Source organism: Streptomyces antibioticus (assembly GCF_002019855.1).
GTDB classification, from domain to species: Bacteria; Actinomycetota; Actinomycetes; order Streptomycetales; family Streptomycetaceae; genus Streptomyces; species Streptomyces antibioticus_B.
The window spans coordinates 7,830,438-7,856,681 of record NZ_CM007717.1; the positions used below are offsets into that span (position 1 = coordinate 7,830,438).

Below are 26,244 nucleotides of genomic sequence, written 5' to 3' on the forward strand. Positions count from 1 at the left end.
GGACCGCCTCGCGGGCGGGGGTCACTTCGGGAAGCGGTACTTCAGGTGGGTGGCGAGCGGCGTGTGGATCACGCTCAGCGGTTCCAGGGCGCGCGGCCCGGCCGCGGCCGGACCGTCGAAGAGGCGCAGCCCGCCCCCGAGGAGGGCGGGGACCACGTGCAGATGCAGTTCGTCGATCAGCCCCGCCCCGAGGTACTGCCGTACGGTGCTGGCGCCGCCGGCGATGTCGACGTTGCGGTCCCCGGCGGCGGCCCGCGCCCGGTCGAGCGCGTCGTGGACGCCGTCGGTGACGAAGGTGAACGTGGTGCCGCCCTGCTTGACCAGGACCGGGTGGGGGCGATGGGTGAGGACGAAGACCGGGGCGCGGAAGGGCGGATCCTCGCCCCAGAAGTCCGCGCCCGTCTCGTACATCGTCCGGCCCATGACCACGGCCCCGGTGGCGTCGAACCACTCGCGCATCAGCTCCGAGTCGCGGTTCTCCGCCCCGCCGGCCAGGCCCTGGCGCTCCCGCCAGCTCGCCAGGCCGTGGATCCACTCGAAGAGCGGCTCGGCGCCGTCGCCGCCCGGGTTGTCGAGACTGACGTTCGGGCCGGCGACGTAGCCGTCGAGAGAGATGGCCAGGTCCGCGGTCACGGTCATGGGGGGCTCCTGGGATGCTCGGGTGTGCTGCCTTCACTCTCCCGTCGATCGGGGGACGGGCGGTTCGACACTCCGGAGCACCCGGAACTCCGGAGCACCCGGATCCGGTTCAGCAGTAGAGGTTGCCGCCCGCCGAGGTGCCCAGGATCCCGACGAACCGCTGATAGGCGTCGACCCGGCTCTGCACCTGGGCCGGGTTGCGTCCGTCGCACTCCAGGGAGCCGTTGATGGAGCGGATCGTCTGGCCGAATCCGGCGCCGTTGACCATCGCGTTGTGCGGGGTCATCGTGCCCGGGCCGTTCTGGGTGTTCCAGTACCAGAGGGCGGTCTTCCAGGCGACGGCAGCGTCGTTCTGGACCAGCCAGGGGTTGCCGAGCAGGTCGATGCCGAGCGCGTCGCCCGCCGCCTTGTAGTTGAAGTTCCAGCTCAACTGGATGGGGCCGCGCCCGTAGTAGGCGGCCTGGCCCGCCGGGCAGCCGTACCACTGGCTCCAGTCGCAGTAGTGCGGGTAGTTGGCGGTGTTCTGCTCGACGACGTGCACCAGACCGCCGGTCTCGTGGTTGACGTTGGCGAGGAAGGCCGCCGCCTCCTGCTTCTTGACGGTGTCGCTGCCGGTGGTGGCGAAGCCCGGGTAGGCGCTCAGGGCGGCCTTGAGACCGCTGTACGTGTAGAACGAATTCCGGTTCGGGAACATCTGGTTGAACTGCGTCTCGCTCACCACGAAGCCGCCGGAGGGGTTCGTCGGGCCGTTGTCGCAGGCGTAGGGCTCCCAGAACCAGGTGCTGATGATCGGGTCGTAGCCCGGGTTGTCGTGCTCGGCGATGTACGCCTTGCCGTCGGTGTACCGGACGATGTCGCCGGTGACGTACGACCGGCCGGCCTGCCAGCTCGGGTAGCTCGAACAGGACGCGGCGGACGCCTCGGTGGCCGTGGTCAGGACCGGTACGGCGGTCGCCACGGCGACGGCGGCGAGCAGGGCGGAGAGTCGGCGCTTCGACACGGGATCAGCTCCTCGCGGTGGTGCAGTGGGGGGTGTGGGGGGTGTGGAGCCCACTCAACCGCTTTGGTATGTACCAGTCAAGGGTATAGACCAATGGGATCTGGCGACCGAGGGAACGGAAGCAGACGTAACGGAAGTAAACGCGACGGGAGTAAACACGAAGGGAGTTGAGGGACCGTCAGGAGTCCGTCGCCGGTGCCAGCTCCCACAGCCGGTGGTCCCAGCCGATGTCCCGCCGCGAACGGACCCGCAGACCGGCCCGTTCCACGAGTCCCGCGACCTCGCGCTCGGAGCGCAGACCCGACCCGAGGGCCGCCGCCAGCCGCAGATGGTGCAGGGCCGCCTCGCCGTCCGCGCCGAACCCGTCCGGGCCCCCGACCTGCTCGACGAGGAGCAGAGACCCGCCCGCCACCAGCGCGGCCGCGTTCTCCCGCAGCGTCAGCACGGCGTCGTCGTCCGCGCACACGTCCAGCGCCTTGCACAGCAGCACCGTCTCCGCCCCGGACGGCACGGGCCCGGTCCGCGCGACCAGCTCGACGCGCGGGAGCACCGCCGAGTCCAGGACGCTCTCCGCCACCGTCCGCAGCACCGACGGCAATGCCGAGATCCGGATCCGCAGCTCGGGGAAGGCCGGAGCGAGGGCGTTGGCCACCGCGCCCGCCCCGCTCCCCGCCAGTGTCACCGAGCCGGCGGACGCCCAGTCGTACCCGTCGCGCACCCCCGGCGCGATCCACGCCGCCTCGTCCTCCACGGCCGCCCGCGCCGACCCGCCGAGCCGCTCGTCACCGGCGAGCGCCCCGGCCAACGGCAGCCCGGAGGCCGTACGGAAACCCGGCCGGCCCGTGCGCAGCGCCTCCGGGAGTCCGGACAGCGCGAGGTCGAACGCCGCCTGGGCGCCCGTCAGGTCGTACTCCTCCAGGGAGTGGTCGTCCTCCACCAACTCCTCCCCGACCGGGGTGAGCCGGTAGCCCTCGGCGTCGAGCGCGAACACCTCCAGATCGACCAGGTACGCGAGCAGCGCGGGCAGGGTCCGCTCCCGTGTGCCGGTCCGGGCGGCCAGTTCGGACACCGTGCGGGCGCCCCGGTAGACGTGGTCGACCAGGCCGACCGTGACCGCCGCCCGGATCGCCAACCCCGGTGCCAGGTCGGTCAGTTCGTGCAGCCGGCCGTGCGGGTCCGCCTCCTCGTCCTCGACCGGCGCCTCCGCCGCCGCGTCCGGCCGTCCCGCGGGCGGTGCCGGCTGTTCGGCGCGGCGCCAGTACCCGGTGATGTCGGTCCGCTCCCGGGGCACCTCGCGGTCCACCCGGAGATGACGGCGGATGCCCTTCAGCGTGACGCTCTCCCCGGCCGCCCACACGAACACCTCACCGGGCGGCCACTCCATGGCGCGTACGGCGTCCTCCAGCAGGGTGGTGGTGCCCGCCGGGGCCCCGTGCCGCACCAGCCAGGTGACCTGGGCGTCGGCCCGGGTCGGCAGCTCCTGCCGGTGACTGTCCTCGCCGACCTCGACGAACACCCGCGCCCGGGTGCCGGCCGGCATCTCCGCCAGCCACCGCCCGATCGCCGGCAGCGCCGTCTCGTCGCCCAGGACCAGCAGCCAGTCGGCGCCCTCCGGATGCCGGTGCGACATCTTGGGCCCGGCGATCCAGGTGACGTCCCCGGGGCGGGCCGACTGCGCCCACGCCGAGGCGACACCGCCCGCGTGCTTCACGAAGTCGAAGACGATCTCCCCGCGTTCGGGGTCGTACCGCACCGGCGTGTAGTCCTTGGCGAGCGGCCGGGCGTCGGCCGGCCAGTCGAGGCTGGACACGTTCTGCCCCGGCAGGACCGGGGCGTCGGCGCCCTCCTCGGCGAAGAAGAACTTCACATGGTCGTCGAACCCCTCGCTGCGCAGCGCGGGCAGGTCCAGACCGTCCTTGTGGAACGCCCCCAACTGCGGGCCGCCGAGCGTCACCCGGCGCATGCCCGGTGTGACGTCCTCGACGCCGAGCACGGTCAGCTCCCGGAGCACGATGGGGAACGTGACGACCGAGCGGGGATTGCGGGTGGGCACACGGGCGGACATACGGGCGGACATACGGGCGGCTCCTTGGACATCCGGACGGACCGGCCCAGGCTAGGCGGGGCGGACGCGCGCGGATCCAACCCGCCGTCCCGATCCCTCGCACCGCGGGCACCCGCTCCGACGCCCGGCCGCCCGCTTCGACGGATCGGCCCGGCCGCTTCGACCCGGCCCGCCCGAACGCCCCTACGGTGCGGTGATGCCCCTCCCCACCCGCCCCGGCGCGGCGTCCCGCACGGCGGGCGCGGCGCTGCTGCGGCACTGTCTGCGCCACGCCCGCCCGCAGGTCCTGCGCTCCGTCGCCTGGGCCGTCCTGCGCCAGTGCTCCTTCCTCGCCCTGCCCTGGCTGCTGGGCCTCGCCCTGGACGCCGCCGTCCGCCGCGCGGACCCGGCACGGGCCGCCGGGTACGCCGCCGCGCTGTGCGCCGTAGCGCTCGCCGAGTACGCGGGGATGCGCGGCTGGCAGCTCTGGAGCAATCTCGCCGAGGCGCGGGCCGGTGCCTGGCTGCGCACCCGCCTGCTGCGCTCGGTCCTGGAGAACGCCGCCCGGCCCGCGCACCGCGACGGAGGGGACGAGGGGGAAGCCGCCGGGGACCTCGCGACCCGCGCCGGCCGTGACGTCGAGACGGTCGTGTACTGGGTGCACGGTCTCACCACCTGGGTGGTGATCGGCACGACCGTCCTGGTCCTGGTGCCGTCCCTGGCCGGCCTCGACCCCGCGCTGCTGCTGGTCGCGGCCGCCACCGTGCCCGTCCTGCTGCTGGTGAACCGCGTCTTCCCGCCCCTGTACGGCGTCCGTGCCGAGGCCCTGGCCCGCGCCCACGCCCGGCGTTCCGGAACCGTCGAGGAACTGCTGTCGGCCCTGCTGCCGTTGCGCGGGGTCGGCGCCGACCGGCTGATGGTCGCCCGCCACCACCGGCACAGCGCCGACGTCACCCGGCACACCCTGCGCCTCGGCGCGGTCTCCGCCCTGTGGGAGGCGACCGCGTTCGCCGTGCCCCGCCTCGCCGTCGTCGCCGGACTGCTCACCGGCGGGCGGGCCGCCCTGGACGGCCGGATCACCGTCGGCCAGCTCACCACGTTCGTGCTGTGGATGGGCACGGTGTCCGTCGCCGTGACCGCCGCCGTGGCACGCCTCGGCGACCGTACGGACGCGCTGGTCGCCGCGGGCCGGGTCGCCGTCGTCCTGGACATCGCGGCGACCGGAACGGTCCCGGCGCCTCGGGCCGACCGGCCCGGCCCCGTCACCGGCGAACCCGTCCTGAAGGTCGCCGGTCTGACCGTCACCCGTCCCGGACGGCCACCCCTCGGCCCCCTCACCCTCACCGCGCGCCCCGGCGAGTGGATCGCCCTCACCGGGCCGACGGGCAGCGGCAAGACCACCCTCCTGCGCGCGCTCGCCGGACTGGCGCCCGCCGAGGGTTCCGTCACCCTGGCCGGACGGCCCGCGCACGCCTGGCCGCACCTCACGGTGGGCCTGGTGCCCGAGGCGCCGCTGCTGATGCGCGGCACGGTCACCGACAACCTGCTCCTCACCGGCGACCACCCGCCCGACGCCCTCGCCCGCGCCTGCCGTACCGCCGGACTCGATCTGGCGCTGGCCGGGCTCCCGCACGGCACCGACACCGACGTCGGCGACCGCGGCCGCGCCCTGTCCGGCGGTCAGCGGCAACTCGTCGCCCTCGCCCGGGCGTTGCTCCACGACAGTCCCGTCCTGCTGCTGGACGACGTCACCTCCGCGCTCGACACCGGCACCGAGGCGGAGGTGCTGCGCCGGCTGCGCCGGGCCACCGCCGGGCGCGTGGTCGTGTTCGCGACCCACTCACCGGCGGTACGCGCCCTGGCCGACCGCGAGTTCGCCCTCACCCTCCCTCTCACGGAGCACCTCCATGTCTGACACGGCCCCCACCACCGACGCGGCCCGGGCCCCTGTCTTCCGCCGCGTGCTGCGGCTGGTGCCCGGCCGGCTGCGGCTCGCCGTCGTCGGCACCAGCCTGCTCACCCTCGCCGGAGCCGCCCTGGCCGTCGGCGCCACCGCCGTCACCGGTCTCGTCGTGGACGCCGTCGCGGCCGGCGACCCGCCCGCCCTGCTGCGCGGGCTGCTCCTCCTGCTGGTCCTCACCCTCGTGGCCTCGGCGCTGGTCTGGCTGTCCCGGACCACCCTGGTCCGGGTGGGGGAGCGGATCCTCGCCGTCCTGCGGGACCGGGCCACCGCCGCCGTCGGAGGCGCGCCGCTGCGCTTCCTGGAACAGCAGCGCGCCGGCGAACTGCACCGCAGGCTCACCGGGGAGATCAGCGGGCTCGCCGCGTTCGCCGGTGGCACTCTGCCCGATCTCGTCGCCGCGGCAGCGGTGTTGCTCTTCACCGTCGTCCTGCTGCTGGTGTCCTCCTGGCCGCTGGCGCTCGCCCTGCTGGCGCTGTTCGTGCCGGCGGCCCTGGCCGTCGTCCGGGCGTTCCACCGCCGTTCGGGGCCCGCGTACGAGCGGCTGGCCGACGCCGAGGCGGACGTCGCCGCCACCTTCGGCGAATCCCTCCCGGCCCGCGAGCAGTTGTGGACCAGCGGCAGTGTGCCGCGCTGGCTGGAGCGCTTCGGCCGGGACAACGACCGGCTGCTCGCGGCCCGCACGGTCCAGGTCCGGGCCGAACTCGTCCTGAACCGGCTGGCGTTGGTGCAGGCGGGCGCGCTGGCCCTGGTGCTGGTCCTCGGCGCCGCGCTCGCCGGACGGGGGCTGCTCGGTGCCGGTACGGCGGTGGTGTTCGTGCTGGCGACCCGTGACGTGCTGCTGCGCTTCGAGGACCTGGCGGGCTCGGTGGGCGACGCCCGCGAGGCCCATGTCCGGCTGGGCCGGCTGCTCGGCCTGATCGACGCCGTCGCCCCCGAGGCACCCTCGGTCACCCGTCACGAGGTGCCCGTGCGGGGTGAACTCCGCGCCGAGGGCGTCTCGTTCACCTACCGGCCCGGCGGCCGCACGGTGCTGGACGGCCTCACCCTGACCGTGCCGCCGGGCGACCGGCTGGCCGTCGTGGGGGAGACCGGCTCGGGAAAGTCGACCCTCGGCAAGCTGCTGACCGGCCTGTATCCGCCCGACCGCGGCCGGATCACCTTCGCCGGACACGATCTGGCCACGCTGGACCCGGAGACGGTCCGCGCCCGGATCGCGCTCGTCCCCCAGGAAGTGGCCCTCGTGGAAGGCACGCTCGCCGAGAATCTGGCGATGACGGCGGGCGTCCCCGGCCGCGCCCGGATCACGGAGGCCGTCGGACGGCTCGGCCTGACCGCCTGGGCCGGGACCCTCCCGGACGGTCTCGACACCCCGGTGACGGACCGGAGCCTGTCGGCCGGGGAACGCCAACTCGTCGCGATCGTACGGGCCTTCCTCACCGACCCGGCCGTCCTGGTCCTGGACGAGGCGACCGCGGGCGTCGACCACGACACCGCCGCCCGCATCGAGGAGGCGCTCGCGGCGGCCGCCGAGGACCGCACCCTGATCGTCATCGCCCACCGCACCGACACCATCGCCCGCGCCCACCGCACCCTCACCCTGCCGCACGGCACGCTCGCCCCGCCGGACTGACGGACCCGCACACGCGAGGGGGCCCGGTCACTCCCCTGTGGTGACCGGGCCCCCTCGCGCACGCCCAGCGGTTACGCGCCGGCGGCCGCCTTCGCCAGCAGCGGCGTCAGCTCCTCGACCACCCACGGGGCGCTCAGCGCGTCCGGGTAGGCGAGGGCGGAGGCCAGCATGTTCTCCCACGGCACGACCACGAAGTGGCCGTTCTTCACGGCCTCCAGGGAGCGGAACAGCTTGTTCTTCTCCAGCTCCTCGGGGCTGAGCACCCCGCGGTCGCCGAACGGGTAGGAGACGAGCAGGACATCGGCGTCGAGCTGGTCGATGTTCTCCAGGCTCACGCCGTTCCTGTCGGGCGCGTAGTTCTTCGCCTTGTCCGTCTTGGTGAGACCGAGCTGCTCGAAGACGCCCGGGTCCTGCTCGGCGTAGGACATGAAGCTGATCTGCTCGGGGTGGACCACGGCGTACGTGTACGACTTGCCCTTGAACTCCGGGTGCGCCGCCGCGGCGTCGGCGGTGACCTTGTCGGTCGCGGCGATCACCTTCTTCGCCGCCGCCTCCAGGCCCAGCGCCCGGGCGGCCGTCTCCAGCCGCTCCTGCCAGGTCATGGTGTCGGCCTGCTTCTTGTCGGTGAAGGTGACGACCGGCGCGATCGGGGTGAGCTTGTCGTAGTCCTTGTCCATCTCCCAGGTGTTGACCCCGAGGATGACGTCCGGGGCCTCGGCGGCGATGTCCTCGTAGGCGGTGCCGTCGGTGTCGTCGTACGTCTTCAGCTTGCCGACGCCGAGCTTGTCGAGCGCGCGCTGCTTGTACGCGGGGAGCTTCGCGCCGTCCTCGACGTCCGGGCTGATCACCGGGACGACGCCCAGGGCGAGCGCGATCGAGGTGTCGCCGTCGGAGAGCGTGGCCACCTTGACCGGCTTCTTCTTGACCTCGGTGGTGCCCCAGGCGTTCTTCATCGTGACCGGGAACGAACCGCCGTTCCCCTTGCCGGAGTTCGCCGCACCGGTGTCGGAGGAGGAGTCGGAGCCGCCGCAGGCGGCGAGCAGCCCGAGCGAGAGGGCGGTGGTCAGGGCGAGGACGCCGCGGCGCAGACGGCGGCCGGGGGTTCTGCCGGCGGGACGGTTCAGCACGGGTGGTTCTCCTGCGTGGTGTCGAGGTGCCGGCGGCCCATCGGGAAGATCTGGGGCCGGTCGGACCGGGGATGGGGAACGATCAGACAGTCGAGTCCGAAGACCTCGGAGACCGTCCGCTCGGTGAGGACCTCGTGGGGCGTGCCCTGCCGGACGATCCGGCCGTCGCGCATCGCGACGATCGTCGACGCGTACAGGGCCGCCTGGTTGAGGTCGTGCGACACCAGGACGATGGTCTTCCCGGTCCGCTCGTTGAGATCGGCGAGCAGATCCATGACCTCGATCTGGTGGGCGATGTCGAGATAGGTGGTGGGCTCGTCCAGCAGCAGCGTCGGCGTCTCCTGGGCGAGGGCCAGCGCGATCCACACCCGCTGCCGCTGACCGCCGGACAGCTCGTCCACGGGCCGCCCGGCGAGATCCTCGGTGCCGGTGGCCTGCAGCGCCCGCGCGATGACGAGGTCGTCGGCCGTGCCGCGCCGGACGCCGAACCGCTGGTGCGGATGGCGGCCTCGCTGGACCAGGTCCGCGACCGTGATGCCCTCCGGGGCGAGCGGCGACTGCGGCAGGATGCCGAGCCGCCGGGCCACCTCCCGGGTGGGCAGCGCGTGGATGTCCCGGCCGTCGAGCAGGACCGTCCCGGCGGCGACCGGCAGCAGCCGGGCCAGCGACTTCAACAGGGTCGACTTCCCACAGGCGTTGGGACCCACCAGCGCGGTGATCCGGCCCTGCGGGACGTCCAGGGACAGACAGTCGAGGACGGTACGGCCGTCGTATCCGGCGGTGACCGAGCGGGCGGCGAGGGCGGGGGAGGACGCGGTGCTCATGAGGGGGCTCCTGATCGGCGCCGGAGGATCAGCCAGACGAAGTACGGGGCGCCGAGCAGCGCCGTGAGGGCGCCGGTGGGCACGGGGGAGACCAGCGGGGCGTGCTGGGCCGCGACGTCCGCGCCGAGCACGATCACCGCTCCCACCGGCGCGGCGAGGACGAGGGCGCGTTCGGTACCGGCGAGCCGGGCCGCGATCGGGCCGCTGATGAGCGAGACGAAGCCGACGGGGCCGGTGACGCTGGTCGCCAGCGCGGCGGCCGCCGCCCCCAGCAGCAGGGTGGCGATCCGGGCCGCCGGGACCCGGGTGCCGAGCCCGGCGGCCAGGTGGTCGCCGAGCGCCATCGTCCCCAGCGCCCGGCTCAGCGGCAGCGCGGCGAGCGCGCACAGCGCGAACCCGGCGGCCAGGGTGGTCACCCCGTCCCAGGTTGCGCCGCTGACACTGCCGACCAGCCAGCGCATCACCTGGGCGAGGCTCTGGTCCCCGGCCAGCGTCAGCAGGTAGTTGACGTACGCCGTGCAGACGGCGGCCATGCCGATGCCGATGAGCACCAGCCGGTAGGTGTCCACGCGGCCGCCGCGCCGGCTCAGCGCGAGGACCGCGCCGACCATCACGAACGATCCGCCGATCGCACCGGCCTCGACACCGAAGGGGACCAGCGGCGCGAAGAGCAGCACCGTGACCGCCCCGGCGCCCGCGCCGGCCGAGATGCCGACGATGTCCGGGGTGGCCAGCGGGTTGCGGATCAGCCGCTGGTAGAGCGCGCCGGACAGCCCGAACAGCGCGCCGGAGAGCAGCGCCACCAGGGCGCGCGGGAACCGGATGCCGTGCATGACGTAGTCGGCGAGCCCGGTCCGCATCCCGAGCGCGGCGGGCACCACGTCCCGCCCGGACATCCCGCGCAGCCCGCCCAGCAGCAGGGACGCCGCGAGCAGGGCGAGGAGGACGACGGTCAGCAGCGCGCCGGTGAGGACCGTACGCCGGACCGCGGCCCGCCGCGCGGCCCGCAACCGCGCCGCCGTCCGGTGCGCGTAGTCGCTGTCCCGCACGGAGGCGGTGTCCCGCACGGAGGCGGGGCGGTACGGCGCGGCCGTGGCCGTGGCCGTGTCGTTCAGGGGATTCCGCACGGCCGTCACATCCGTACCAGGTCGCGGCGGCGGGCCAGCCACACGAAGAACGGCACACCGACCACCGCCGTCATGACCGCCACCTGGATCTCCCCGTGGTCCAGCACCAGCCGGCCCACGGTGTCGGCCCCCACCAGCAGTCCGGCGCCGACCGCCATGGACAGCGGCAGCGCCCAGCGGTGGTCGGCGCCGACCAGCAGCCGGGCCCCGTGGGCCGCCACAAGGCCGACGAACACCACCGGACCCACCGCGGCCGTCGCGGCGGCGCACAGCAGGACCGCGACCGCCGCGCTCACCAGCCGGGCCCGCTCCACGCGGACGCCCAGGCCCCGGGCGGTGTCGTCGCCGAGCGCCAGGATGTTCAGGGTGCGGCCCAACGGCAGCGCCAGCAGCAGCCCGACGGCCGCGAACGGCGCGATCTCGTCCAGCACCTGGGAGCGGCCGCTGAGCTGCCCCATCGACCAGAAGCGCAGGGAGGCGTAGACGGCCTCGTCCCGCACCACCAGCAGGGTCACCACCGAGGCGAGGACGGCGGCCACCGCCACCCCGGCCAGGACCAGCCCGACCGTGCTGCTCCCGGAGTTGGTCCGGGTGCCGATCGCATGGACCACGGCGGCCGTGACGGCGGCACCGGCGAGCGCCAGCCAGAAGTAGGTGCCCGCGTCCTGCGCGTCCAGGTACAGGATGCCGAGCACGACCGACATCGCCGCGCCCTGCTCCACCCCGAGGATCCCCGGATCCGCGAGCGGATTGAGCGTCACGGCCTGCATGATGAGCCCGGACGCGCCGAGCGAGGCCCCGACCGCGAGACCGAGCAGGGTCCGCGGGATCCGCTCGGTCCACAGCACGTCGTGGTCGTAGCCGGAGCCCCAGGGGTCGAGGACGATGTGGACGATCTCCAGCGGCGAGATGTCCCGGGCACCCAGCCCGACACTCGCCACCAGGATCGCCACCAGGAGGGGGCCGGCGAGCACCAGCGCGGTCGACCCGCGTGCGGCACGGGTGTGCGCGGGGGTCTTTGGCGGTGGCACCGTCGGCGGGGCCGTTGACTTCATGATGGTTCCGGGGCTCCTCGGCTGGTGCGGTGGCGGTTAGGTTAGCCTTACCAACGCGTCGTCCGGTCCAAGGGCGGAGTCGGAGCGATCGCAGCGAGGGGTCAGAAAAGGAGGCCCCCCGTGAACGGAGACCTGGGGGCGTACATGACCACGAGCACTCTGCGCAGCGTCCGTGACACCACGGATCCGACGGCGGACCCGGCCGCTGCGGCGGGCCCGGCGGTGCCGGCGCAGGCGGCGCTCATGGACGACGACTTCATCGCCGCGGGCGGCCACCCGCCGCACGTCCACGACTTCCACCAGTTCCTCTATCCCGCCCTGGGCCGGATCACCGTGTCCGCCCTCGGCCGCGACCACGAACTGTCGTCCTCGGTGGCCCTGTGGATCCCCGCGGGCATCGAGCACAGCGCGCGGTTCAGCCCGGACGCCGTGATCGTCGTCGAGACCTTCGACGCCGACCGGTTCACCCTGCACTGCGCCCGGCCCGCGCCGGTCAACGTGACCGAGGCACAGCGGCTGCTGCTGCTCGGCCGGACCCGCGCCTCCGAGGCCGACTGCGACGACCCGGCCGTCTTCGCCGCCCTGTCGGCGGGCCACCCCGACAGCCTGCCGCTGCCCCAGCCCGTCACCCCGGCCGCGGCGGCCGTCGCCGGCGCGCTCACCCTCACCCCCGGCGACCCCCGCACCGCGACCGAATGGGCCGCCGCCCTCTACACCAGCTCGACCAGCCTGCGCCGTGCCTTCCGCGCCGAGACCGGCATGGCGTTCTCCGAATGGCGCACCCGGCTGCGCCTGAACCACTCGCTGTCCCTGCTCGACCAGGGCCAACTGGTGGGCGCGGTCGCCGCCCGGGTGGGCTTCGTCAGCACCAACGGCTACATCCTCGCCTTCCGGCGCCACTTCGGATGCACCCCCGGGGCGTATGTGCGCGAGGGCCACGAACGCTCCGCGTAGCGGGCGCACCGGTCCGCTGCCACCAGGGCCGGTCGGCCCTCGCCACGGCCCCGAAGTCCCGTGGCGGCGGACGGCCGGCGGGGCGAGTCTGGAGGTGCGGGACAAGGCATCCGAAGGCGGGAGACGCGATGAGCCACCTGGTGGTCGTGGGAGTGGACGGTTCGGCGCCGGCGCTGGCCGCGGTCGAGACGGCCGCACGGGAGGCGGAACTGCGCGGGGCGGCCCTGCGGGTGGTGCACGCCTTCGCCTGGCCCTCCTCGCACGTGCCCCTCGGCCCCTCGCAGCCCGGCCCGGCCACCGAGATCCGCGGGTCGGCGGAGCGTCTGCTGGCCGACGCGGTGGAACGCGCGCTCGCGGTGGCTCCCGGGATCGAGGTCGGCCACGCCCTGGTGACCGGCGACCCGCTCGGCGTCCTGGAGGCGCAGTCGCGCTCCGCCGACCTGGTGGTCGTCGGATCCCGCGGCACCAGCGAGTTCGTCGGGCTGCTGGTGGGGTCGACGGCGGTCCATCTGGCCACGCACGGCCGCTGCCCGGTGCTGGTGGTGCGCGAACAGCCCGGCGCGGACGGCCCCGTCGTGCTCGGCGTGGACGGGTCGGCCGCGGGCGAGGCGGCGGTGGACTTCGCCTTCGCCGAGGCCGCGCTGCGCGGCGCCCCCCTGCTGGCGCTGCACGCCTGGACCACCTGGAACGCGCCGCTGTTGCCCCCGCCGCAGGACGCGCGGGCGCCGTACGCCAACCCTCCGGGCGCGCTCGCCGAGGAGGAGGAACGCCTGCTCCACGAGGTGCTGGCCGGCCACCGGGAGAAGTACCCGGACGTGGCCGTGGAGCACCGGGTGGTCCAGGGCAGGACGCGGGAGGCGCTGATCGAGGCGAGCCGCTCCGCCCAGCTCGTGGTGGTCGGCGCCCGCGGCCGGGGCGGGTTCGCGGGGATGCTGCTCGGCTCGGTGAGCCAGGCCGTGCTGCACCACGCCCACTGCCCGGTCGTCGTGGTGCGCGGCACGGACCCGCGCCACTGAACGGTGCCCTGTGTACCGGTCGGCCCCGCAACGGGACCTCTCGGCCCCTGACGGTGCGTCGCCCCCGGTCGCAGGCTGGTCGTGGACGGTAGAACTGCCGTCGTCACAGTCGTCGTTGGGGGTGCCGCGATGCTTCTTCCCGTTGTCGCCGGAGTGGACGGATCCGCCGAGAGCCTGGCCGCCGCCGCGTGGGCGGCCCGCGAGGCCCGGCGCCGTGACCGAAGGCTGCACCTGGTGCACGCCCGGGAGGGCGGGGCCGCGGGCGCCGCCGGACGGCATCTCGCCCGGGGCGCCCTGCGGCGCGCGGAGGACACCGTCCGCGCCGAGTGCCCGGACGTCCGGCTGTCCGACGAGCAGACGGACGGCCCGGCCGTCGCCGCGCTGGTGAAGGCCGCGGACCAGGCCGAGCTGACGGTCGTGGGCTCGCGCGGACTCAGCGGCTTCACCGGGTTCCTCGTGGGGTCCGTCGCGCTCGGCGTGGTCGCGCGGTCGACCCGTCCCGTCGTCCTCGTCCGCGCCGGCGAGGAGGCCGCGGACGAACATCTGCCGGCGGACGACGGCACCGCCTCGACCGACACCGCCTACGCCGATGTCGTGCTGGCCGTCGACCTCACCGAGGCGTGCGACGAGGTGATCGAGTTCGCCTTCGAGTCGGCCAGGATCCGGCGGGCGCGGCTGCGGGCCGTGCACGCCTGGCAGGAGCCCGGCGCGCTGGGCCTCGGCCCCGGCGACATCGCCCTGGTGGGGGAGGTCCGGCGCGGCGAGGAGTGGCTGGGCTTCCTCAAGGCCGTGCTCCAGCCCTGGCGCGACAAGTTCCCCGAGGTGGAGGTCCTGGAGACCGTCGTGGCCGACAAGCCGACGACCGCGCTGGTGAGGGCGTCGGCCGGAGCGGGTCTCCTGGTCGTGGGGCACCGGCTCGCCGAACGCGCGGTCGGCCCCCGCACCGGGCCCGTCACGCACGCCGCGATCCAGCACGTCGGCTGTCCCGTGGCGGTCGTCCCGCATCTGTGAAGGGAGGGGCCGCCGACGGAGGCGCACCTCCGTCGGCGGCCTCCGACGCGCCCCTATAGGGTCGGCCCCGGGCCCGTCCGAGTCCGAACCGCCGCGACAGAAAGCCGAGGCCATGGCGCTGGACCTCCCCGCACTCCGGGCGCACTTCCCCGCCCTCGACAGCGGCCTCGCCTTCTTCGACGGGCCCGGGGGAACCCAGACACCCCGGCCCGTCGCGGAGGCCGTCGCCGCGACCATGACCGGCCCGCTGTCCAACCGGGGGTCCGTCAGCGTCTCCGAGCGGAACGCCGCGCGCGCCGTCGATGAGTTCCGCGCCGCCTACGCCGATCTGCTGCACGTCCCCGCCGACGGCGTCGTGCACGGGCGCAGCGCCACCCAGCTCACCTACGACTTCTCGCGCCACCTGGCCAAGCAGTGGCGGCCGGGGGACGAGATCGTCGTCAGCCGACTGGACCACGACTCCAACGTCCGCCCCTGGAACCAGGCGGCCGAGCGCGCCGGCGTGACCGTCCGTCACATCGAGATCGACCCGCTGACGACCGACCTGGACCTCGACTCCTACGAGCGGGCCCTCTCACCCCGCACCCGGCTCGTGGCCGTCACCGCCGCCTCGAACGTGCTCGGCACCAAGCCGCCCGTGCGCCGGATCGCCGACCGCGCCCATGAGGTCGGCGCCCTGGTGTACGTGGACGGCGTGCACTACGCCGCCCACCATCTGGTGGACGTCCCGGCCCTCGGCGCCGACCTGTTCGTCTGCTCGCCGTACAAGTTCCTCGGGCCGCACTGCGGTGTCCTCGCGGCGTCGCCCGATCTGCTGGCGGGCATCCGCCCGGACAAGCTGCTGCCCTCGCCCGACACCGTGCCCGAGCGCTTCGAGTTCGGCACGCTGCCCTACGAGACCCTCGCGGGTGCCACCGCCGCCGTCGACTTCCTCGCGGCGATGGACCCGGGTACGGCGGCGGCCCCGGCCTCGCGCCGGGAGCGGCTGGCACGGTCCCTGGACTCCCTGCACGCGCACGAACGCGCCCTGAGCGCCCGGCTGGCGGACGGGCTGCGGGCCCTCGGCGACGCCGTCACCGTGCACACGCGGGCCGCCGACCGCACCCCGACGGTCCTGATGACCCTCGAAGGCCGCGACGCCCGGGACGCGCAGGCCCATCTCGCCGCCCGGGGCGTGGTGGCGCCCGCCGGATCGTTCTACGCCCACGAGGCGTTCGCCGCGCTGAAACTCCCCGACCCCGCCCTGCGGGTGGGCCTCGCCCCCTACACCACCGCCACCGAGGTGGACCGGCTGCTCGACGGCCTCGCCGGGTTCCTCTGAGACAGCCGGGGGAGCCGTCAGCCGTTCGTCGTCGAGCGGCGCACGACCACCGACGTCGGCAGGACGGCCGGCGGCCCCGGCGGCGCCCCGCCCGTCAGCCGGGCGAGGAGCATACGGGCCGCCGTCTCGCCCATCTCCCGCATCGGCTGCCGGACCGTCGTCAGCGCGGGCTCGGTGTGCCCGGCCAGCGGGATGTCGTCGAAGCCGATCACCGCGACGTCCTCGGGCATCCGCAGCCCGGCCGCGCGCAGGGCGGCCATCGCGCCCACGGCCGCCAGGTCGTTGTGGGCGAACACGGCGTCGAAGTCCCGCCCCTCGGCGAGGAGCCGGCGCACCACCTCGCGCCCGTCCGCCTCGGTGAAGTCGCTCTCCACGATCAGCGCGGGATCGAGCGGATGCCCGCCGTCCGCGTAGGCGGCGCGGAAGCCGTCGAGACGCTCGCGCACACAGCCGAAGCGCAGCGGACCGGCCAGCACGAGCGGCCGGTGCCGTCCCACCGCCAGCAGGTGGCGGGCCGCCGAGGCACCGCCCTCCCGGTTCGCGGCGGTGACATAGGGGAACTCGGGGTGGCGGCCGCGGTCGTCGATCAGTACGACGGGAAGTCCCCGGCGGTGCAGGGCCGTCAGCATGGCGAGGGTGTTCTCGGGCTCCACCACGAGCAGCCCGTCGAAGGCCCGGGCGGACACCTGGCTGGTGAACCGTTCGACGGACTCGGTGCCCCGGTTGCAGGTGAACAGCAGCAGCCCGAACTCGGCCGCCTCCACCGTGTCGACGACTCCCTGCACGACCTCGCCCATCCACGGCCAGGTCAGCGAGGGCACCAGCATGCCCACCGTGCGGCTCTGCCCCCGGGCCAGGCCGACCGCGCCCGAACTGGGCACATAGCCGAGCTGGTCGATGACGTCCCGGACCCTGGCCGCGGTCGAACGGTCCACCTCGTCACGGGTGTTGAGCACCCGCGAGACGGTCGTCTTGCTCACGCCCGCCATCCGGGCCACGTCCGCGATGGTGACTCGCATCGCAACCCCTCCGCCGTGCGGGACCCCCGGACCCATCGCCGCCACCGGTGACCGGTACCGCTCCCGGTGCGACGCCCGAGTGAAACAGCGGGATCCCGGAGCCGTCAACACCGCCCGAAGCGGGCCGCGTTCGCAGGCCGAAGACAGAAGTACCCACCGCTGCCGTCAACTTGTGAAGGCACCGATGGTCCGGACCGTACCAATCCCTACGAGAAGTATTGACGCCTGCATGACACATCGCTTCACTCTCGCCAAGGACGGAACCGGTTCCGGAACCGGTTCCGGCCGTGCAGCCCCACCACATCCCTGATCTCCAGGAGGAGTGCTGTGCCGAGCCGTTCCCCCCACCCGTCCCCCGACCGTCCCCGAAGGCGACGCGTCTGGCCGACCGCCCTCGCGGCACTCGGCCTGTTACTCGCCACCCTGTACGGCGGTTCGACCGCCGGCTCCCGGGCGGGCGCCGACGACCTGGACGCCGTACCGCAGGGCGCCCAGGTGGTCCGTGTCGCGGAGTTCCTGGCCGAGTGCCCCTACAGCCACCGGCTGCCCGACGACCCGATCGTCTTCCCCGGGCTGCCCGGCGCGTCCCACATGCACAGCTTCTTCGGCAGCCGGGTGACGAACGCCCACACCGACGTCACCGACCTGCTGGGTTCGTCGTCCACGTGCAGTCCGGCCATCGACACGTCGTCGTACTGGGTGCCGACGATGTACCGCGACAACCAGCCCGTCGAGCCGACCGGCACCACTTTCTACTACCTCGGCGAAGGCGTCCGCGACGATGTGATCCAGCGCATCCGGCCCTTCCCGCAGGGCCTGCGGATCGTGGCCGGCAACGCCAAGGCGACCGGCGTCAATGATCCTTCCTCGGTGGCGCGCTGGTCGTGTCTCCACCACGGCGAGGTCAACCCGTCCAAGGACTTCGTCACCTGCCCGCCCGGCTCCATGCTGGAGTCCTACCTGGACTTCCCGCAGTGCTGGAACGGCCGGGACCTCGACGCCGCCGACCACAAGAGCCACATGTCCTACCCGGTGAACGGGGAGTGCCCCGCCAGCCACCCGGTGCCGGTGCCCAAACTGCGGCAGGTCCTGCGCTACCCCGTCTCGGGCGGCACCCAGGGCCTGCGGCTGGCGTCCGGACCCGGCTACACGATGCACGGTGACTTCTTCAACGCCTGGCCCGAGAACGAGCTGGCCCGCCGCGTCACCAACTGCATCAACGTCATCGTCAAGTGCGGAGCCGACGGCAACCCGTCCTGACCACCCCTCCACCGCGCCGGACGCCCCGGCGCGGTGCCGACCCGAAGGAGCGGACATGGCGGACACCGCGGCCGGCGAGCCGAGGAAGCGCCCGCCGGCCGCGGTGCTGCTGTGCGCGCTCACCGTCCTGACGGCGGCCTGCGCGGGGCCCGCACCTGCCGCGGGCCCGGCGACGAGCACCGCCGCCGTCGCCGCGAGCGGCCGGCTCAACGCCACCGACATCGGCTGGATCCAGCTCATGATCGCCATGGACGACCAGGCCCGCCGGATCCTCGCCCTCGCACCGGACCGGTCCGGCGACCCGCGCCTCGTCACCTGGGCGACCGGTGTCGCCGAGGACCACCGGCACGCGCTCGCCGCCCTGCGGGGCCTGCTGGCCGACGCGGGCGTCGCCGACGACAACCCGCACGCCGGCCACGACATGCCGGGCATGGTGAACGCGGCGGAACTGCGCGCCCTGGAGCACGCCGACGGCCCCGACTTCGACCGGCTGCTGCGCGCCGCCCTCGACGAACACCTGACCCAGGCCGCGAAGTTGGCCGGGGCCGTGCAGCAGGCCGACGCCGACCCGGAGGTGAAGAAGCTGGCGCGCGAGGTCGTAACGACCACGTCCGACTCCCGGCGCCGCCTGCCACCCGCCGGTACGGACTGACGGTCCTGCTACGTCGTCCTGGTGCAGCGGCCCGTCGGGTTCGCGGCCGGGGGGCGGCACTGGAGCGGGGTGTCGGCCGGGTCGGTGCTGAGGTAGCGGCCGAGGCAGCCGTTCGCCGAGGTCCGGCCGCGCTCGGCGCAGAACGTCAGCGCGGCACGGCCGTCGGCGAACGGGCCGGGCGCGTAGACCACCCAGTAGCCGGGGCGCAGCGAGGCGTAGTCGTCGCTGCGCAGGACGAGCGCCTCGGGCACGGTGGCCCGGACGACCGCGAGACGCCGGTCGCGGGCCGCGGTCCCGGAGGAGACGGGTTCGGAGTGCAACTGCGCGATCCAGCGGCCACCTGCCACCGGCGGTTCGGACGAGGGCGAAGGGGTGGGCGAGGGTGAGGGGGACGCCGACGGCGGGGGCACGGCGGCCGCCGTGCCGGGCGTCGTGCTGCGCAGAGGCGACGAGGACCGGGGCGGCGCCGTGGAACCGGCGGAGACGCTCGCCTTGCTTCCGGCGCCCGCCCGGCCGCCGGGCTTGTCGTCGTCGAACGGACGCAGCGTCAGAACGTCGACGGACGCCGCGACGACGGCCACGGCGGCGGTCACGGCGACGAGCACCGGTCCGCGACGGCGGGACGGCCCCACCGGCGGCGGAGGAGGATCGATCCGGGTCCGAGACGTCGGTGTCGGCGTGGGCGTCGGCGTGGGTGCGGGCGGTGGTGGCGGTGTCGGCGGCGCCGGTGCCGTCACCGTCGGCGGGTCCCAGCGCGGGGCCGCGCCGGACTCGGCCCGCGCGAGCAGCGCGTCCAGCCGCGCGGCGTCGGGGCGGGCGGCGGGGTCGCGGACCAGCAGGGCTTCCAGGACCGGGGCCAGCGGACCGGAGCGCACCGGCGGCGGCACCGGGTCGTCGAGGACGGCGGCCAGGGTGGCGAGCGTGGTCTCGCGGCGCAGCGGGCTCACGCCCTCCACGCACACGTACAGCACCAGTCCGAGGGACCACAGGTCGCCGGCGGGGTCGTCGCCGTGGCCCCGGATGCGCTCGGGTGCCATGTACTCGGGGGAGCCGACGAGTTCACCCGTGACGGTGAGCCCGGTCGTGCCCTGGAGCGCCGCGATGCCGAAGTCGGTGAGCACGGCGGTGCCGTCGGGGCGCAGCAGGATGTTCGCCGGCTTGACGTCCCGGTGCTGGATCCCGGCCGTGTGCGCGGCGCTCAGCGCGGCGAGCACCTGACGGCCGAGACGCGCTGCCTCGGACGGGTGCAACGGGCCCTCGGACAGGCGTTGTTGCAGCGACCGGCCGGGCACCAGCTCCATCACGATCCACGGGTGCGGGTCGGCCTCGATGATCTGGTGCACGGTCACCACGTGCGGGTCGTTGAGCCGGGCCAGCGCCCTGGCCTCCCGCAGGACCCGTTCCCGTACGACCGGGGAGGCATCCGCGTCGGGGCGTACGGCCTTGAGGGCGATGTCCCGGTGCAGCATGGTGTCGGTGGCCCGCCACACCGTGCCCATCCCCCCGCTGCCGAGCCGTTCGATCAGCTCGAAGCGTCCGTCGATCATGTCCCCCGGTGCGTTCATGCGGGTCAGGGTAGGGCAGGACGCGGCCCCTCAGAGACCGAACCGGAGACCGGACCGTAGACCGGACCGGAGACTGAACCGAGGACGCGGGGACTTCCCCCGAGGGCCCGTGGCTTGTCATGATCCACCCATGGGGACAGACAGCTCACCGGTGTACGAGGCACGTTACGGCTGGGACCGCAGGACCGTCGGGGTCGTCGCGCTCAGCGCCGTGTTCACCGCGGCGCTGCTGCTCCCCGGCATACCCCTGATCGCCCGCGTCCTCGGCCTGCCGCTCTTCGGCCTGGGCGGGCTGTTCATGGCGTACGTCGCGCTGAGCCGCAAGGTCGCCTTCCGGGTGGACGAGACGGGTGTCCTGCTCGGCGGCAGCCCCGCCCGCTACGGCGCGACCACCGCCCACGTGCCCTGGGCCGACATCACCGGGTTCATCCTCTGGCGTCAGCAGGCGGGCGGCGCGTCGGTGCGGTATGTGGGAGTCGCCCGGAGAGAGGGCGCCCCGGTCCTGCCCGGCGACGGTCCGACGGCCCGTGCCGTCCTCCCGCATCTCGTACCGGTGCCGCCAGAGGTCGCCGTGTCCTCGCGGGCGCTCACGGGATGGCACCTGGACAGGAACCGCCTGGCCGGTGCGGTCGCCCACTTCGCGCCCGGGACCCCGGTGCACGACCTCTCCTGAGCACGGCACCGGCGCCGCCGCCCCCGACACGGGCCTCCTCGCGTCGGCCTGAACCCGCCCCGTTCGGGTACGGGCAGGGCGACGAGTGACGGACGGTGCGGGGAGGGTGACGATGGAATCGGCACGTGAGGTGCGTCAGGTGCGCCAACTGCGGCAGCTCAGGGCCGTCTACGCGGGCGGCGCGGTCGCCTGGACGCTCTGCCTGGCGCTGACCGCGCTCCGCGGTGACGGGTCCGCCCGGCAGACGGTGACGCTGCTGGGCCTGCTCACCGTCTTTCTCGTCCTGCTGTTCTGGTCGAGCCGGTCCCTGTCGGGGATCTTGGCGTCGGACGCGGGTAGCCGGAAGGGGACCGACAGGGCCTGAGGGAGGAAAGCCATGACGACATACGTCATCTCGGTGCCGGGAACCTTCACCGGCACGGCCGGGCCGCGGACCCGGGCCGAACTGGCGCGGGCGCTGCGCCCCGCCGACCCGCACCGCACCCGTCTGGGCGACGAGGAGGATCTCGACGTCCTGACGGTGAACGACGACGACACGTTCACGGTCCGGCTCACCGTGGAGGCCGGCAGCGGTCCGGAGGCGGAGCGGGAGGCGCACCGGCTGGCCCGGTCGGCGCTGACCGCGATCGGCCTGGACGACGGCGCCGCGCCCCTGGGCCCGGCCGTGGTCACGGGCATCGACTCCGACGAGAGCTGACACGGGTGTGGGGGCGCCCCCTCGCTGTGGCGAGGGGGCGCCCCCCTGTCGACACCGGCCCGGGTGTCAGACCTTGCGCCAGCGGGCCATGAAGAACGAGAACACCCCGAAGAGCACCAGCCCGGCCGCGACCCCGGCCAGCAGCCCCGGCCCGGCCGGAGTGTGGGCGAAGGAGCGGAGCGTGTCGTCGAACCCCTTGGCCTGGTCCGGCCGGTAGTCGACGGCGGCGCGTATCGCGAAGCCGCCCGCCGCCGCGAAGACCAGACCGCGCGCCGCGCCGCCGCCCACCCCGGTGACGTCCACCAGGCGCCGGGTGCGCCGGGACATCGTGCCGAGGCGCAGCTTGTCGTGGTACGACCGGGTCACGGCACGGAAGCCGATCCACAGTCCGGCGACGGCGACTCCGGCCCCCGCCAGCCCCACGAGCCACTGTCCGGCGGGCAGTTCGAGCGCCCGCGCGGTGACGTCCTTGGACTGCTGGTCGCTGGAGCCGCCGCCGTCCCCGGAACCGGCGGCGAGCGCCAGCACGGAGTACGCGACGAAGGCGTAGAACACGGACCGGGCCAGGGCGGGCAGCCGCTTCTTCCAGGTGCGGCCCTCGGATCCGGCCGAGCCGAACGCCGCCTCGGACAGCCGCCACAGCGCCATCCCGGCCAGGCCGACGCCCAGCGCCCACAGCACGACCGCCCCGAAGGGCCGCTGTGCGATCTCGCCGAGGGCGCCCTGCCGGTCGGCCTGTTCGCCGCCGTCGCCGAAGGCGATCTGGAGGGCGAGCACCCCGACGAGCAGATAGATCACCCCGCGTGCGGCGAAACCGGCCCGCGCGGCGCCCTTCATCACGGAGCCGCGTGCGGCCCGTTCCACCTGGGCCCCGCCGTTGTTGCGCACCGACACGCTCGCGTCCATCGCGGCCTCCCCTGCTCTGCGTGAGTTCGGAGTCCGACTGCCCCGCGACCGGTGGGACACACCCGGGCGGGCATGACGGCGCTGCGGGCCGACGACGGCCGGCCCGCAGCTGATGGGTGTCGGTGGCGGGTGATCGGCTCACCCGCCGGGGATCACGGGAACTGGGTGATCTTGGACGGGATGGTGGAGGTGCCCGAGGTGGGTGCCCCGGTGTTGTTGACGACGTGGGCGTACTGGCCCATGCCGCCGAGCGAGATCACCTGGAGGCTGTGCAGCTTGACGCCCGGCTTCACGGGGACCTGGAAGCCGTGCTGCTGCACGATGGACGGGTCGGAGGTGTAGTTGCAGTAGCTGCCCAGACCCCACGCCTCGTGGACGTTCACCGAGTCGGCCACCTTGTAGGCGGCGTATCCGACGATGCCGTCGTGCGTGATGGCGGCGGCGTTCGGGGCGTCGTACGCCTTCTCGTTCTGGAAGAAGATCGTGCGGCCGCGTTCGCCGTTCCAGACGACGTCGTACTTGTTGAAGTGCTCGACGAACAGGCCGGTGGCGAGCACGTCGTCGCCGTTGACCCGCAGTCCGTAGTCGGCCCGGTTGGTCTCCCAGCCGACGCCCTCACCGTGGTCCGCGCGCCAGATCCAGGTGTGGTCGATGACGACGTCGTCGCTGTTGACCACGACCGAGTCGGTGGCGAGGCCGGGGCCCGCGCCGCCGATGCGGATGAACACGTCCTGCATCGTGGTGGGGTTGGCCGAGTGGTCCGCGCTCGCGCCGGCCGGGCCGAGCTGGAGCAGGGTGTCGGACCGGGTGGCGCCCGCGTCGATCAGGAACCCGGCGAGCCGGACCCCGTCGACGTCCGCCACGTGCAGGGCGTCGACACCGCCGTCGGGGATGATCGTGGCGAGGCCGAGACCCAGCACCACCGTGTTGGCGCGGGTGACGTTGATGGTCTGGTTGAGGTGGTAGACACCGGGCGTGAACAGCAGGTTGAGGCCCTGCGAGAGCGCGGTGTTGATGGTGGCGGCCGTCGCGCCGGGCTTGACTATGTAGAACTGGCTCAGCGGGAGCGAGGTGCCCGCGTTGGCCGGCCAGGACACGCCCCGGGCGTTGGTGCGCTTGGCGGGGACGAAGACCTTGTACTCGTTGCCGTCGAGGTAGAGGAACGGCTTCTCGCGCGAGATCGGGGTGGTGTCCAGCGTGGTGTACGGGCCGGTGTCGAAGTTGGTCGCCGGGGCGCCCTGGACACCGGTGAACGTCATGTTCCACACGCCGTTGGTCCAGCCGCCGACCGAGCTGTCCCGGGTGTACCACTGCTGCTGCGAGTACGGGCCGACCGTGCCGTCGATCTTCGAGTCGGCGATGTAGCCGCCGGAGGCCCAACCGTAGCCGTTGGGCGCGAGGTTGAGGCCGCCCTTGACGTGGATACGGCGGAACGGCGCGGCCTGGGCGACGGCCCAGCGGTCGGTGCCGTTGGACGGTGTGATCGCGAGGTTCTCGGCCGAACGCCAGAAGTTCTGCGTGGCGTTGCCGTTGAACCAGCCCGCGTCCACGGTGATGTCACCGTTGATCTGGGTGTCGTCGGGGTTCAGTCCGAGCCCCGACACCGAGGTGTAGAAGCCGAGTTGGGCGTTGATGCCGTTGTAGGTGCCCGGCTTCAGCAGGAACTGGTAGCGCCCGCTGCCGAACTGCGCGGACTCCTGCTGCGCGAAGACCTGGTCGAACTTCTGCTGGAGGTTGGGGGTGTTGGGGTCCACGACGATCACGTTCGGGCCCAGGTCACCGCCGCCCTCGACCGGGGGCGTGCCGCCGGACGTGGTGTGGACGGCGACCTCCCACAGGGAGTAGCCGTAGCCGGTGCCGCGTGCGGTGCCCAGGACGCGGACGTAGCGGCCCGAGCCGCTGACGTCGTAGGAGGCCCGTCCGCCGGTCGCGCCGGTCACGGTCTTGAGGGTGTTCCAGCTCTGGCCGTCGGCGGACGCCTGGATCTGGAAGTCCTTGCCGTACGCGGCCTCCCAGTTCAGGTCGACCTTGCAGATGTCCTGGGACGAGCCGAGGTCGACCCGCACCCACTGGGGGTCGGACGCCTGGCTGGACCAGCGGGTGGCGTCGTTGCCGTCGAACGCGGCGGACGCCGGGGTGCCGGCGTTCTCCGTCGAGGACGCGGTGGCGGCCTTGCCCTGGGCGGCGTTGGCGGTGCCGCAGGTGCCGGGCTGGGTTCCGCCGGTGGTCCCGAACACCTGGAACTCCCACAGGGAGTAGCCCCAGGGGGTGGCCCGGTGGACGCCCTGCATCCGGACGTAGCGGCCCTGGCCGGAGACGGCGAGGGTGTCGTTGCCGCCGTCCCCGCCGGTGACCGTGCGCAGGTCGGTCCAGGAGCCGCCGTCCGCGGAGACCTGGATCTTGTAGTCGGAGGCGTAGGCCGCCTCCCAGTCGAGGACGACCTGGCTGATCGAGGCGGTGGCCCCGAGGTCGACCTGGAGCCACTGGTTGTCGGTCGCGGCGGAGGACCAGCGCGTTCCCTGGTCGCCGTCGACGGCGGCGGCCGCGGGAGTCCCGGCGGTCTCGGTGGAGGACGCGGTGGCCGATCTGCCCTGGGACAGATTGGCGTCGGCCGCCGCGGCCGACGGTGGTCCGAAGACCGGCAGAGTGATCAGCGCCGCCGTGCTGGCGAGCGCGACACCCAAGGATCTGAATCTCATGCCATGTTCCCCTGGGGGTGCGATGGAGGGATGGACGCGAACGGGAGCCGTGCCGTGACAGTCGTGCGGTGCGGGAGATGGAACGTGCAACGAAGCGGGCACACCACTTAGTTCACGACTTGATTTAAATAATGACTTCCTCGATCGGCAAGCCCTCTGACACCAGAATTCCTGCAACTTGTGCACACCGGGGGAGTGTTGACACGAGGACAGCGTTCAGTGCGTGACGCCGGGAGTGCGCGCGGGTGTGAGCCGGCGCGTCGGGGGCAACCGGTCTGCACACACCCGTCACGACCGAAGGGACGGCCTCATGCTGGCTGTTGGCGCCGCGATCCTGTTCTTCATCGCCTTCCTGATCAACGCGGCCGAGATCTCGACGAACGACGCGTTCACCTCGGTGAACCTGATGCTGCTCGGCCTCACCGCGCTGGCGCTGCACCTGGCCGGCGTCGGTGGCGGCTGGTCGGTGCGCGGCCGCAGACGCTGACGCGCGCGGCCGCCGGCCGTCAGGCGGTGGCCTCGCGGATGCGGGCGAGCAGGCCGCGCAGTCGGGCCCGGTCGTCCGCGTCGAGCGCGGCCGTCGCCTCGGCGAGCGCCAGGCGGTCCACCTCCTCCGCCTCGCGGTGGCAGCGCAGACCCTCCTCGGTCAGCCGCAGCAGGAAGGCGCGCCGGTCGGTCGGGTGGGGCAGCCGCTCGACCAGACCGTCCCGCTCCAGGCTGTCCACGATGCTGGTCGCGGTCCGCGCCGCGACCCCCGTCAGCTCGCTCAAGTCCCGCATGCGCAAAGGCTGTTCGGCGCGGGCGAGCATCCGCATGGCGCGCAGCCGGGCGACCGAGGCGCCGCCCGAGCGCAGCCGGGCCTCCACGAACTGGCGCAGCCGGTGGGTCGTCTCGTACAGCTCGTCGATCAGGACGTCACTGCTGCCCTGCACTGCCATCGCCGCTCCGCTCCCCGTGGCCCCGGACGGTCCCGGGGCGTTCCGGAAACCGATTCTACTGAGCAAGCACATAGTGAGTATGCTCAGCATGTGCTCACGCGTCGTCCCCGCCCGTCCGCCCGCC

24 protein-coding genes are annotated in these 26,244 nt (G+C 73.8%); 12 read left to right on the plus strand and 12 right to left on the minus strand.

The annotated features are described in order from the left end of the window. Positions 1 to 21: 21 nt before the first annotated feature. The 3 genes from AFM16_RS35360 to AFM16_RS35370 all read right to left on the minus strand — a co-directional run bounded on the left by AFM16_RS35360 (position 22) and on the right by AFM16_RS35370 (position 3,716). Complete coding sequence (locus AFM16_RS35360; RefSeq protein WP_078636415.1) at positions 22 to 639, minus strand: dihydrofolate reductase family protein; 618 nt, start codon at positions 637 to 639, stop codon at positions 22 to 24. A 109-nt stretch (positions 640 to 748) separates the two neighbouring features. Then, a complete protein-coding gene (locus AFM16_RS35365; RefSeq protein ID WP_078636416.1) occupies positions 749 to 1,639 on the minus strand; it encodes a glycoside hydrolase family 19 protein in 891 nt (296 codons plus the stop codon). A gap of 178 nt (positions 1,640 to 1,817) precedes the next feature. After that, positions 1,818 to 3,716, minus strand: coding sequence for a siderophore-interacting protein (locus AFM16_RS35370; RefSeq protein ID WP_245177880.1), 1,899 nt, complete (start codon positions 3,714 to 3,716; stop codon positions 1,818 to 1,820). Positions 3,717 to 3,900: 184 nt separating this feature from the next. Here AFM16_RS35370 and AFM16_RS35375 point away from each other — a divergent pair, with 184 nt between their 5' ends. Together AFM16_RS35375 and AFM16_RS35380 are read left to right on the plus strand one after the other, a co-directional pair. After that, a complete protein-coding gene (locus tag AFM16_RS35375) occupies positions 3,901 to 5,598 on the plus strand; it encodes an ATP-binding cassette domain-containing protein (RefSeq protein ID WP_051780219.1) in 1,698 nt (565 codons plus the stop codon). After that, the gene (locus tag AFM16_RS35380) at positions 5,591 to 7,276 is read left to right on the plus strand and encodes an ABC transporter ATP-binding protein (RefSeq protein WP_078636417.1); all 1,686 of its coding nucleotides are present in this window, start codon (positions 5,591 to 5,593) and stop codon (positions 7,274 to 7,276) included. The genes AFM16_RS35375 and AFM16_RS35380 overlap by 8 nt, the downstream gene beginning before the upstream one ends. Before the next feature lie 71 nt (positions 7,277 to 7,347). Here the strand turns inward: AFM16_RS35380 and AFM16_RS35385 are convergent, their stop codons facing one another. The 4 genes from AFM16_RS35385 to AFM16_RS35400 are packed head-to-tail and all read right to left on the minus strand — an operon-like array spanning position 7,348 to position 11,409. After that, entirely contained in the window at positions 7,348 to 8,403 is a 1,056-nt protein-coding gene (locus AFM16_RS35385) for an ABC transporter substrate-binding protein (RefSeq protein ID WP_245177883.1), read from the minus strand. After that, complete coding sequence (locus AFM16_RS35390; protein ID WP_078636418.1) at positions 8,397 to 9,227, minus strand: ABC transporter ATP-binding protein; 831 nt, start codon at positions 9,225 to 9,227, stop codon at positions 8,397 to 8,399. Before AFM16_RS35390 ends, AFM16_RS35385 begins: the two co-directional genes overlap by 7 nt. Continuing rightward, positions 9,224 to 10,354, minus strand: coding sequence for a FecCD family ABC transporter permease (locus AFM16_RS35395; RefSeq protein ID WP_245177884.1), 1,131 nt, complete (start codon positions 10,352 to 10,354; stop codon positions 9,224 to 9,226). The genes AFM16_RS35390 and AFM16_RS35395 overlap by 4 nt, the downstream gene beginning before the upstream one ends. 5 nt (positions 10,355 to 10,359) lie before the next feature. Beyond that, positions 10,360 to 11,409 carry a FecCD family ABC transporter permease gene (locus AFM16_RS35400; protein ID WP_078636419.1) on the minus strand — a complete coding sequence of 350 codons (1,050 nt, stop codon included), beginning with the start codon at positions 11,407 to 11,409 and terminating at the stop codon, positions 10,360 to 10,362. A 120-nt stretch (positions 11,410 to 11,529) separates the two neighbouring features. On the opposite strand from AFM16_RS35400, the gene AFM16_RS35405 reads away from it, so the two are divergent. From AFM16_RS35405 to AFM16_RS35420, 4 genes are all read left to right on the plus strand, one after another. Beyond that, positions 11,530 to 12,363 carry a helix-turn-helix transcriptional regulator gene (locus tag AFM16_RS35405; protein WP_245177886.1) on the plus strand — a complete coding sequence of 278 codons (834 nt, stop codon included), beginning with the start codon at positions 11,530 to 11,532 and terminating at the stop codon, positions 12,361 to 12,363. Between the two features lie 128 nt (positions 12,364 to 12,491). Next, the gene (locus AFM16_RS35410) at positions 12,492 to 13,379 is read left to right on the plus strand and encodes a universal stress protein (protein WP_078636420.1); all 888 of its coding nucleotides are present in this window, start codon (positions 12,492 to 12,494) and stop codon (positions 13,377 to 13,379) included. A gap of 129 nt (positions 13,380 to 13,508) precedes the next feature. Then, positions 13,509 to 14,390 carry a universal stress protein gene (locus AFM16_RS35415; RefSeq protein WP_078636421.1) on the plus strand — a complete coding sequence of 294 codons (882 nt, stop codon included), beginning with the start codon at positions 13,509 to 13,511 and terminating at the stop codon, positions 14,388 to 14,390. Positions 14,391 to 14,502: 112 nt separating this feature from the next. Then, a complete protein-coding gene (locus AFM16_RS35420) occupies positions 14,503 to 15,711 on the plus strand; it encodes a cysteine desulfurase-like protein (RefSeq protein ID WP_030782792.1) in 1,209 nt (402 codons plus the stop codon). Positions 15,712 to 15,728: 17 nt separating this feature from the next. Here AFM16_RS35420 and AFM16_RS35425 read toward each other — a convergent pair whose 3' ends face one another. Then, complete coding sequence (locus tag AFM16_RS35425) at positions 15,729 to 16,730, minus strand: LacI family DNA-binding transcriptional regulator (RefSeq protein ID WP_030782789.1); 1,002 nt, start codon at positions 16,728 to 16,730, stop codon at positions 15,729 to 15,731. Between the two features lie 306 nt (positions 16,731 to 17,036). On the opposite strand from AFM16_RS35425, the gene AFM16_RS35430 reads away from it, so the two are divergent. Further along, positions 17,037 to 17,990, plus strand: a complete 954-nt coding sequence (locus AFM16_RS35430; RefSeq protein ID WP_370628153.1) for a DUF1996 domain-containing protein — start codon at positions 17,037 to 17,039, stop codon at positions 17,988 to 17,990. Positions 17,991 to 18,045: 55 nt separating this feature from the next. Next, positions 18,046 to 18,642, plus strand: a complete 597-nt coding sequence (locus AFM16_RS35435; protein WP_078636423.1) for a DUF305 domain-containing protein — start codon at positions 18,046 to 18,048, stop codon at positions 18,640 to 18,642. 8 nt (positions 18,643 to 18,650) lie between these two features. Here AFM16_RS35435 and AFM16_RS35440 read toward each other — a convergent pair whose 3' ends face one another. After that, a complete protein-coding gene (locus tag AFM16_RS35440) occupies positions 18,651 to 20,207 on the minus strand; it encodes a serine/threonine-protein kinase (RefSeq protein WP_078636424.1) in 1,557 nt (518 codons plus the stop codon). A 130-nt stretch (positions 20,208 to 20,337) separates the two neighbouring features. Here AFM16_RS35440 and AFM16_RS35445 point away from each other — a divergent pair, with 130 nt between their 5' ends. The 3 genes from AFM16_RS35445 to AFM16_RS35455 all read left to right on the plus strand — a co-directional run bounded on the left by AFM16_RS35445 (position 20,338) and on the right by AFM16_RS35455 (position 21,577). Beyond that, complete coding sequence (locus AFM16_RS35445; protein WP_143648505.1) at positions 20,338 to 20,880, plus strand: hypothetical protein; 543 nt, start codon at positions 20,338 to 20,340, stop codon at positions 20,878 to 20,880. Positions 20,881 to 20,992: 112 nt separating this feature from the next. Further along, positions 20,993 to 21,244, plus strand: a complete 252-nt coding sequence (locus tag AFM16_RS35450) for a hypothetical protein (protein WP_143648507.1) — start codon at positions 20,993 to 20,995, stop codon at positions 21,242 to 21,244. A 12-nt stretch (positions 21,245 to 21,256) separates the two neighbouring features. Then, entirely contained in the window at positions 21,257 to 21,577 is a 321-nt protein-coding gene (locus AFM16_RS35455; RefSeq protein ID WP_078636426.1) for a hypothetical protein, read from the plus strand. A gap of 66 nt (positions 21,578 to 21,643) precedes the next feature. Here the strand turns inward: AFM16_RS35455 and AFM16_RS35460 are convergent, their stop codons facing one another. Both AFM16_RS35460 and AFM16_RS35465 read right to left on the minus strand, forming a co-directional pair. Continuing rightward, complete coding sequence (locus tag AFM16_RS35460; protein WP_078636427.1) at positions 21,644 to 22,483, minus strand: DUF1206 domain-containing protein; 840 nt, start codon at positions 22,481 to 22,483, stop codon at positions 21,644 to 21,646. A 152-nt stretch (positions 22,484 to 22,635) separates the two neighbouring features. Further along, the gene (locus tag AFM16_RS35465) at positions 22,636 to 25,182 is read right to left on the minus strand and encodes a discoidin domain-containing protein (protein WP_030782766.1); all 2,547 of its coding nucleotides are present in this window, start codon (positions 25,180 to 25,182) and stop codon (positions 22,636 to 22,638) included. A gap of 310 nt (positions 25,183 to 25,492) precedes the next feature. Here AFM16_RS35465 and AFM16_RS39610 point away from each other — a divergent pair, with 310 nt between their 5' ends. Further along, complete coding sequence (locus AFM16_RS39610) at positions 25,493 to 25,669, plus strand: hypothetical protein (protein WP_167797312.1); 177 nt, start codon at positions 25,493 to 25,495, stop codon at positions 25,667 to 25,669. Positions 25,670 to 25,688: 19 nt separating this feature from the next. Here the strand turns inward: AFM16_RS39610 and AFM16_RS35470 are convergent, their stop codons facing one another. After that, positions 25,689 to 26,120, minus strand: coding sequence for a MarR family winged helix-turn-helix transcriptional regulator (locus AFM16_RS35470; RefSeq protein WP_030782764.1), 432 nt, complete (start codon positions 26,118 to 26,120; stop codon positions 25,689 to 25,691). Positions 26,121 to 26,244 lie beyond the last annotated feature (124 nt).